The 9,341-nt window shown below is 48.2% G+C and carries 7 protein-coding genes and 2 pseudogenes; 1 reads left to right on the top strand and 8 read right to left on the bottom strand.

Features of this window, described 5'->3' with window-relative positions; genetic code table 11:
• Positions 1 to 601: 601 nt before the first annotated feature.
• The 7 genes and pseudogenes from G8770_RS23665 to G8770_RS23640 form a co-directional block, all read right to left on the bottom strand.
• Positions 602 to 1,996 carry an amidohydrolase family protein gene (locus G8770_RS23665; protein ID WP_167192523.1) on the bottom strand — a complete coding sequence of 465 codons (1,395 nt, stop codon included), beginning with the start codon at positions 1,994 to 1,996 and terminating at the stop codon, positions 602 to 604.
• Positions 1,986 to 3,428 carry an amidohydrolase family protein gene (locus G8770_RS23660; protein WP_167192522.1) on the bottom strand — a complete coding sequence of 481 codons (1,443 nt, stop codon included), beginning with the start codon at positions 3,426 to 3,428 and terminating at the stop codon, positions 1,986 to 1,988. Before G8770_RS23660 ends, G8770_RS23665 begins: the two co-directional genes overlap by 11 nt.
• 25 nt (positions 3,429 to 3,453) lie before the next feature.
• Positions 3,454 to 4,482 (bottom strand): (2Fe-2S)-binding protein, encoded by a 1,029-nt coding sequence (locus G8770_RS23655; RefSeq protein WP_341771195.1) that lies wholly within the window; start codon positions 4,480 to 4,482, stop codon positions 3,454 to 3,456.
• Positions 4,483 to 4,512: 30 nt separating this feature from the next.
• Positions 4,513 to 4,893, bottom strand: a pseudogene (locus G8770_RS24770) (FAD-dependent oxidoreductase); the annotation flags it as partial.
• Entirely contained in the window at positions 4,893 to 5,216 is a 324-nt protein-coding gene (locus G8770_RS23650) for a (2Fe-2S)-binding protein (protein WP_167192520.1), read from the bottom strand. The gene G8770_RS23650 and the pseudogene G8770_RS24770, both read right to left, overlap by 1 nt.
• Positions 5,217 to 5,224: 8 nt before the next feature.
• A complete protein-coding gene (locus tag G8770_RS23645; RefSeq protein ID WP_167192519.1) occupies positions 5,225 to 6,415 on the bottom strand; it encodes an NAD(P)/FAD-dependent oxidoreductase in 1,191 nt (396 codons plus the stop codon).
• Positions 6,416 to 7,333: a dihydrodipicolinate synthase family protein gene (locus G8770_RS23640; RefSeq protein ID WP_167192518.1), complete on the bottom strand. Its 918-nt coding sequence runs from the start codon at positions 7,331 to 7,333 to the stop codon at positions 6,416 to 6,418.
• Positions 7,334 to 7,579: 246 nt separating this feature from the next.
• On the opposite strand from G8770_RS23640, the gene G8770_RS23635 reads away from it, so the two are divergent.
• Positions 7,580 to 8,506 (top strand): LysR substrate-binding domain-containing protein, encoded by a 927-nt coding sequence (locus tag G8770_RS23635; protein WP_167192517.1) that lies wholly within the window; start codon positions 7,580 to 7,582, stop codon positions 8,504 to 8,506.
• Positions 8,507 to 9,134: 628 nt separating this feature from the next.
• Here the strand turns inward: G8770_RS23635 and G8770_RS23630 are convergent.
• Positions 9,135 to 9,341 (bottom strand): annotated as a pseudogene (locus G8770_RS23630) (DUF1552 domain-containing protein); the annotation flags it as partial.

The raw sequence follows: 9,341 nt of genomic DNA, 5'->3' as shown, positions 1-9,341 counted from the left end.
TATGCCGATCAGGAACTGGAAGCCCGCGCTAAACCGGTTTACTATCGAATTTGGTGAGCGGGTAACGGCTCATCTTTGACGCGTCACGGGACGTTTACACAGTTATCAGGACACTCTCCCCACAAAGAACGATCTTCTACCTTCAAGGCTCTATTTCGTACATCAATAGCTAAAATCAAGAGGCCCAACTCAGACAACTGTTTAACGGGGCTACAGTGCGCCTCTTAAAAGACAGCTAATAGTGATCTATTGAGAATCATCTTGTATTTCACGTAAAATACAACTGGCCAAGCTAAACAGCCACGCACCCAATTAACGTACGGTAAGATCTACGATTGCCCATGTTTTCTCTAACTAATCTAATACGCGCTTGCGCCTGAAAACTGCTTGAAAAATACAGCTTAGACACTAATGGTAATCACTGAGCAGTCAAACAAAGCACACTTATTGGTGCAACAATAAACTTATTGCACCAACTTGAATCGCGTTAGATGTTGGAGTTTTACCGTTTTGCACCAATTGGCAGCCCATAGGCACAGAGCAGAATCCATATGAATGCAAGGAAAGATTATGGTTTGGACAATACTCATTAAAAACTAACTCAATTCCAGGTTAGCGTGTCCACACGCTGTCCGTCTTTTATGACCAACTCGATCTTATGGAGATTGAGAATGTCGCTAACAGGATCTCCCTTCACCGTAATCAGGTCTGCATATTTGCCTTTTTCAAGCGTGCCCCAGCGATCATCCACTTTAGAAATTTTTGCAGCACTACCCGTTGCCATGTGAATCACCTCTTTTAGAGGGATCCCGGCCTCTACCATCCATTCCATCGACAAAGTTACTCCACCATAAATTGTATCTAAACCGATACCGATGGGTATCCCTGCTTTATAAGTATCAAAAACTTCTTGTTGACGTTGTTTGACGGCAGGGAAATAATCCCGTTTCGCTCGTCCAGATTCATTATCTGCATAAGGTCTCGGCTCATTTTCCCACTCGGGGTGTGCGACTCGCCAACTGGTCATTTTTCCCCTCATAAACAGAATCCAATCCTCGGGTTTACTGACAGACGAATCCAGGTACTCCCACCAACTCGCATCTGGCCGAAATCCGATATACACCAATGGCGTCAAGCTTAAACTCGTACCGTTGCGTTTGAGCAGGCGGATAATTTCGGGGGTTAACGGACGGGCATGTTCAATCGTATCTACACCTGCTTTAACTGACTGACGAATACAGCTACCCCAGTTACCAGTACAATGCACTGTTGTTGGGATCCCCGCACTCTTAGCGGCCTGAACACCCGCTTTAATTTCTTCTAATGTCATTTGCGCAGCATCCGGCGACAAGTCCACCATGCTGAACTTGATCAACTTGGCCCCCTGACTAAAATTCTCACGCACTCGTTTTACAACATCCCAGGGGCCATCCACTTGTGACTCTGGTTCATAAGCTCCATGCCCTCCTGTCGAGGAGATCAGTCTGCCGCTTGGAATAATTCTGGGGCCTGGTACCATACCGCTTTCAATGGCATGCTTCATGTCAAAATCTAGGCCGCCAACTTCACCGGTCATACGCATGGTCGTAACACCACTGAGTAATTGCGTTCTGGAATTTTTGACCATGCGCATACCCAATGCACCGTGTTCTCCTGTTGCTTGAGCAACACGGCCGTGATGCCCCCCACCTGCGTAGCGATATCGCAAATGTCCGTGGGTATCAAACAGGCCTGGCATCAATGTACTATCGCCCATATCGATCACTTCTGCGCCCTCTGGAATAGCAACCTTATCGGCGCTGCCCACGGCTTTAATCATATTTCCTTCAATGACAACAACGGCATTGGTAATTGGATCTGCACCCGTGCCGTCATAAAGCCGTGCGGCTTTTACAGCTTTGACCGACTCTGCCTGCGCCAGATCAAACGGCAGTAGAGTCGCTGAAAAAACTATAAGTAACGTTAACAAACCAAAACTTCGACGATTAATGCTCATGATGATTTTCCTGACTGACTTCATTAATAAAATTCGAGTAGCTAAATTTTTCTCGATTAGTATAAGCCCCCCTCACAACCATGGATTGGAAATCTCGAACGTGAGAAATTTCTTCAAGTGGATTCTGATTAATTATAAGAATATCTGCTGCCTTGCCGGCTTCCAAAGTGCCGAACAATTCTTCCTTATCCAACATTTGCGCCGCAGTTTTTGTTGCCGCAGTAAGTACCTGACTATTGGACATACAACAATCTGCAAGGATTTCCATTTCTCTGACGGTATTAAACCCCTGAAATGCATGTATAACTGCGCCTCCTGAATCGGAGCCTACAGCAATCTTTACACCGTCATTAAAAAAACCTTTGGTATTTTTCGTTAAATTAGACAGTGCCGACCGACCCCAAGTGGCGGAATCCATTTTCAATATTGCGTCTACTTTTGCCAAAGAATCCGCAACTGCTTCTTGCTCAGCAATACTATCGAGGACAAAATCAGGCACACTGGCTTTTAAGTAGGGGTTATCTAACAATGAAGGCTTATCAACGTAGCGATAAAACGACTCGAACAAAACGATGGTAGCTACAACAAATATATTTTTGTCTACGAGTTTTTCGCCAAGAGCTTTAGTAGTGTTAAGGTTTTCAACTAAACCATGGGCTATTGCCATCGGCGAACTGTCGATGGCTTCCTGATATTCCGCCAAATCAGTGGCATGGATAAAAACCGGAAAGCCCATAGTACGCGCCTGGCTAGAAATATTCTCCACGGTGTTATCGGCAAGTCGATCAAAGACGGGTTCCTTCCCCAGACCATCCTCATAAATTATTTTTACCAGATCAAAACCGTCTTGCTTGTCCTGCAGCAATCGCGCCTGAATTTGCGTGGGGTCACTGAGCCCGCCACCATGCCGACCGCCCCAACCGCCGGGTTGAGTAAAGTGGTTACCACCGGTAAAAATTCTCGGTCCCGAAAATGGATCTTCTTTTGCCAGTTCTTTTTGCTTGAGAAGCCACTCTGGGTGACGGGTCGACATGTTAACCACTGTCGTAACGCCGTTATAAAGGAAGGCACGAAGATTGTAGTCACGTGCCAATGCTTTTTGTTCGTCGGTCAGGTTCACACCATTAACATGATCAATATGAGTATGGCTGTCGACGAATCCCGGTACTAAATATTTACCACTCACATCAACAACACGATCTGCCAGTATCGTGTAATCAATATCTGCTACAGGTTCTACGCTGAGAATTTTGCCGTCCGCAATAAGAATTGCAGCATTAGTTTTTGGTGTGCCGCCATTACCATCGATAACCGTACCACCGACCAGCACCAGTTCTGCGTGCGATTTTTGGCTGGTTTCAGCAGATGAACAGGCACTTACTAAAACAACAATAAACAGGTATAAAAATTTGTCGAAAACTGATCGAATCATAAGGACCACTCTGAATAAAACGTTATTACTGTGATTCTGGCGACCATTCTAATATTTTAGCGACCGCTAGAGGCTTCGAAGGAAATTGAGCCGTGTACGGGCCCACTTGTTGCTCGGGAATATTTCGCTGTTCAGCGATCAATCGAACCAAAATATGCTGGCAGTAACGGCCTTGACACAGCCCCATGCCTGCTCGGGTTAAGAGTTTTAATGATGACGCTGTACTGACAAATTGATTATCGGTGAGCATCGAATGAATATCGCCAACGCTGACCTGCTCGCACTTACAAACAATGGCTTCATCCTTTAGTAGTGTTTTCGGGATATCTTCGGGGTCCGACAATGCCCTGAGTAACGTAGAAAATTGTTCGTGCTTTTGCAAACGGCGTGTTACCGCATCAATCTGTGTCGTAAACTCGGTACATTGCTGTGCTCCCATTTTTTTTCTGATAATGCCAAAGGCCGCTAATCGACCTTCTTCCATAGCGGCATCAGCTCCTGCCACGGCTGTGATTTCACCAGCCACAAAAAGGCCCGGCACAGATGACTGCATCCACTGGTCGTGCTCAACCAGAAAACCACCCTCAGGCGCAGACCAGCGCACAGTCGCCCCCAGTTGTCGAGCTAGCTCGCTGGAAGCAATGAAGCTGAAGCAGAGCCCAAGGCGATCTGCAGCAACCGCCTGCGTTGCGCTTGCTGTTGGCTGCCCCTGAGAATCGAGCCTCATTAACTCCACCTGCTCTAACGCTTCTTTACCCAAAGCGCGACGAACCGTGCGACCAAAATGAATACCAACACCCGCGAGCAATACTCGACAGATACAGCCTAGAAAAAACAGGAATTTGCCACTGAACCGAAACAGCGTCGCGGGCGCTTTAAACGCACGTAAAAATCGGGACAGGGGCTGCCCAAAATAGACACCGGCAACCTTGCCGCCGGCCTTGAGAATCTGGTCAGCAACAATAATCTGTAAAGGATGCGTACCCACCAGCACAAAACACTCACCGGGCACAATCTGCTGGCTTTTTACAAATGCCTGAATACCGCCCGCCATCATTACACCGGGCAATGTTGCGCCGGGAAAAGACACACTCATGTCGTGGCAACCGGTAGCCAGCAGTAAAAAGCGGGATTCAATTTCACAAACACCGTTTGCATCTTCAGCGAAGACTCTAAAAGCTGGCTCGGCACCAGCAACTCTACTGATACCTGCGACAGTGGTGCGAAACCGCCAGCGAATTAGCGAGTTCGCTTCCGCCTTGCGCAGCTCATTAATGCCGTCTCGATATATTTTGCTGGAGAGCCAGTTCTTGACCGTCCAGCCCTTGGGTGGCTGTCTGAAAATTTGCCCCCCCGCTCTGGCCTGCTCATCGATGAGCAGAACACTAAGAGACTGCTCGACCAAGATATTTGCAGCGGCAATACCCGCAGGACCAGCACCAACGATCACCACGTCATAGTTCATTACGAGCGATCTCCCAGCGGGGGGGTGATACTAAAACCTTCGCCAGCCTCAACCACCATGCCCTCCTCAACATCGGTCATACAGGCACGTAAGCGCTGTGGCCGATCATTATCAGAGCGCTTTACAGATACCAGACATTCAAAGCAGGTGCCCATGTTACAAAGCGGCGCTCGACGCTGCTCAAAGCGGTTCTGGTTGAAGCACTGCAATCCTGCGCTGAACAAAACCGTGGCCAGTGTTTCGCCGGGATAAACCTGCTGGCTTACCCCATTGACGGTAATGGAAATCGGTTGTGGTCTATTAATGCCCTTTTCAACTCTCATAGCTTCGCTCACTGCCCCATAAACATATTGAGGTCACTGAATCGGTCTGGTGAATAGGGTTTGAGCAACTCAGGTTGCCTATTGGTAAGAATGTATTCGCTCAGTAACTTGGCGTATGTCGGGCCGTAGGTAAATCCCGAGCCGCCTGCCGCCACATAAAAACCAGGGGCTTCGGCAAACTGCCCGATGACAGGCAGGTGATCCAGGGTAATACCGGTAATACCGGTCCAGGTACGGATAAGATTTAAGTCGCGCACGGCTGGCAGCACATCACAGGCTGCAGCCAGATTTTTTTGCAGGTTGTCGAGGCGAATTTCTGGCTTGCCAGCGCCTTGTTTTGCACTGGTCTGGAGTTTTGCCGACCAGCCCCCACCCACCAGGATATTGCCATCGCTAACCTGCTTAAGTGATAGCTTTCTACCCACGTGCTGAACCAGATACTTCAACACCTTTGGAGCTGCTTCGGTCACACTCATCATTAAGGCAACCGGGAACAGTGGCAAATGCAAATTTGCCTTTAATGCCAATTCACTGGCCCAGGCACCACTGGCATTAACGACAGACTCAGCCTGGATTGTCTCTTCTGCACCACCATTCACTAACCGACAACGCACTAGCCATTTGCCGCCCGTACGCGCCAAGTCGACAACTTCACAAGGCTCAAGAAATTTAGCGCCCGCGGCCTCAGCTTGCCGGGCATAGGCGGGGGTTAGCAATCGTGGGTTACAATGGCCCTCGTCAGGGCAAAACAAGGCGGCCTGTACGGATTGGCTTAAACCCGGTTGCAGTTGTCGAGCTTCATCTCCGGAGAGCCACTCAACATTCAAACCGCAACGCGTCTCTATCTCCGACTTCTTCCTGAGCAAAGCTATTTGCTTAGGTGTTTCTGCGACCATTAACCCACCAGTCATTTTAAGACCGATGTCTACACCCAGTTCTTCCGGCAAGGATCTCCACTGTTCAATCCCTGCCAGTGTTAACGGTAGCAAGAACGGCAACTGGCGATCCAACAGATCCTGATTCTGTATCAGCCGGTATTCGAGTTGAAAATGCAGTGACCCAGCATTACGCCCAGACGCTCCACTGTTAACCTGATTACGGTCCAATACTGCTACGCGGACGCCTGCTCGCGCCAGATAATAGGCGCACGCACAACCGATGACTCCTGCGCCAACAATGACTACGTCGTAACGTGGCATCTATATCTTTCCAAGTATTTCCAGAGTTCTTCTGACAATTTCCTTACCTGAATCATCCAGAGGCAAGATTGGCTGTCTTGGGTAACCGCCGGGGAGCCCCTGCAGGTTCAAAGCCTCTTTGAAAATAGCCTGTGCAGAGGCAAAACGCCCAGTTAAATCCGGTGTAAACCATGACTGCATTAGGAATGAATCTCTTGACCCAATTCTTTTCGCTGTCTCGTAATCGCCGTCCCAAATTGCATTAAAAAATTGTGGATGCTCGGAACCGAGTATCGCCGCAGCGCCCATCTGCCCCGCAGCATTTTCTTCCTTCATTAACGATATCCCAAACTCATTCACAGGGACTCCGAATACACGGATCTTATCTTTCATTGCATAAAAGACCTGTACAAAACTATGCAGGTCCGGTGTGGAATGCTTTAGGGCGACCACTTTTTCCAGTTCCGCCAACTTCGATATCAATTCGAACGACATGTCCAAATTCGTACCTGGGGGCCAGTTGTACACACAAATCGGCAAGTAAACCCGGTCGCTCACGTCACTAAAAAACTGATACACCTCTCGCTCTGTCAGGCTCATATAGGCCGGCGCTGAGAGCAATATGCCATCAAACCCGAGAGATTCCGCTAACTCAGCATTTTTTACCACCTCATCAACCGTAAAACCATTACAGCCAGCGATAATCGTGCACTTCCCCTTAAGCTCCTCACTTACCACACTAAAAAGCGAGGCCTTCTCTTCGAATGACATAGCAAACCACTCACCTTGAGTACCTGCCGTAACAACCCCATGAACACCCTGGCCCAACAACCATCTCACCAAGGCTCTCATTCCTTCGGAATCAAATTCCCCTGCGCGGTTAAAGTTCGTTGTAATTGCGGGAATATAACCTTTCCAATCAACACTGTACTTACCCACTATACGTCCTCTTAGTGCAAATTAAACAAACAACGCGCTGCTCCCACTCGCTTTGACCTTCTGGCGAGCCTGAACAAGATAAGAATTAACCCAGACCGTCACCTGCAATCTACATTAGCTTCGGCCTAATAAAACATCAATAGCAAGACATACCAATAAACATTGCTTTCGGCGCAACATAAATTATAATCAAGTCATCAGTAAGTCAGCTCCGACACAGCAGTTTCGCACCTCCAGGAGAGCCCCGTGAAAGTCACCGTAAACAGTATCCGTTTGAAATACCTCTATGAAGCACAGCGATATAGCACCATGAATGCAGCCAGTGAGGCCATGGATGTTGCCCCTTCTTCGGTAACACGACAAATCGCTGCTTTAGAAAAGGAACTTGGGGTAGAAATGATTGAAAAAGGGAGGCGCGGTATCAAGTTGACCGAGGCTGGAATCTTGGCTGTAAATCACTATGCTGAACGCTGTGCACAGGAAGAAGTGTTCTTGTCACAATTGGATAGTCTTAAACGGCTTCGCAGCGGCACTGTGAAAATTGCCATAGGGGAAGGGTTTGTATCCGACGATTTCAGTCGTATCATCAATAACTTTCTTGCTGAATACGATGGTATCGTGGTTGACATACTACTCGCCAAAACCAATCACATTAGCGATTTAGTCAAGGAGGATGAAATTCATTTCGGTCTTATTTTTGATACACCGAAAGACCCGAAAATACGTACAAAAGCAGAATTTGACCAACCTATTAAGGCTATCCTTCCTCCAAACCACCCTCTCGCGAGCAGAAAATCCCTGAAACTGGAGGAAATTGCCCAAGAGAAAATCGCATTGCCAAATAAGTCCTATCGGATTCGCCAGATCATTGATAGGACGGATACATTTTTGGAACCAAAGCTGACATCCAACTCCCTACATCTATTGAGAGAGTATGTAAAAACAGAGAACGCGATTACCTTTATGCCTGAAATTGCAGTGTTCAAGGATTTGGTCTCAGAACAGATTGTCAGCCGGCCAACGGATAACCCAATACTTAACAGCACGAAAATAAGCTTGATTACACGGCTCGGTCGCCAGTTGCCAGTAACTGCAGATATACTGCTGCAACTTGTGAGAAACCACTTAACCAGTACTTTAAATCAAATCTCCAAGGTATCTAGTGTCAGTTAATGAGATATCGATGATCAAGTTTCGTCAAACAAATAAACCCTGTCTTTTGGGCTTAATAGGCAACGCAGGCAATTAGACTCATGCCAATATACACCTGCTAGGATAAAACTGTAGCGAAGGGGGGGGGCGACGGTGCCGCGCCAGAAATATCAACACACCCAGCCGGGAGGCGGCCCCCCAAACTCATAGGCCGCCCTTACAAGAACGAAGTTGTATCGGCTTCCACCGCGAACCTGTCAGTTTCTACTCACAACAATCTCTCTTTAAAAACAACGTATCAACAAAAGTTCCGGAGATTTTGTCACGAATAGTCGTCAGCAATAACGTCGGACACGGATGGCATGGCCTAGGTCATGACCCTGCCATCAACTCCTGCTAAGCCGCCGGGCTGTAATGACCAGTCGCCGAGTAGAACACTCTGCCCTTACCTAACTTATGTCGCCAGGGGATGGGGGTTTGCATTGCAGGCTGTCATCCATACTCATAAAGTCTTCGCTCATCGTCAGTTAAGGCCACTAGTCCAGGGTCAGTTTGCAAAGTTAACTTAACACTTCCGATATGGTCCGGTTGGTCTCCATCGACAGCGCGCCCCAGTGATCAACCTGTACCCCCATGGCCTGCTGTACGGTCAATCCGATACGACTGATGGGTCGGCGTTTCCGGCCAGGTGAAAACCGGTGCGAATTTTACCGCCGGCGTTGCCCGCGATCATGATGGGAATCCCCTCAACCGCATGGGCCTGGGCAATCGAGCAGTCCGAGTGTGCCAGGATCAGACAATTGTCCAGCAGTGTACCGTCGCCTTCAGGGATGGCCGACACCTCGTCGAGAAATTC

The organism is Pseudomaricurvus hydrocarbonicus, from assembly GCF_011602365.1.
GTDB lineage: Bacteria > Pseudomonadota > Gammaproteobacteria > Pseudomonadales > Cellvibrionaceae > Pseudomaricurvus > Pseudomaricurvus hydrocarbonicus.
The sequence above is the reverse complement of the archived record's forward strand: the minus strand, read 5'-3'. Positions and strand labels throughout refer to the sequence as shown.

Coding starts and splice junctions, on each gene's coding strand:
- G8770_RS23665 (WP_167192523.1), bottom strand. CDS start 1,996: ATGAGCATTAATCGTCGAAGTTTTGGTTTGTTAACGTTACTTATAGTT.
- G8770_RS23660 (WP_167192522.1), bottom strand. CDS start 3,428: ATGATTCGATCAGTTTTCGACAAATTTTTATACCTGTTTATTGTTGTT.
- G8770_RS23655 (WP_341771195.1), bottom strand. CDS start 4,482: ATGGCGGGCGGTATTCAGGCATTTGTAAAAAGCCAGCAGATTGTGCCC.
- G8770_RS23650 (WP_167192520.1), bottom strand. CDS start 5,216: ATGAGAGTTGAAAAGGGCATTAATAGACCACAACCGATTTCCATTACC.
- G8770_RS23645 (WP_167192519.1), bottom strand. CDS start 6,415: ATGCCACGTTACGACGTAGTCATTGTTGGCGCAGGAGTCATCGGTTGT.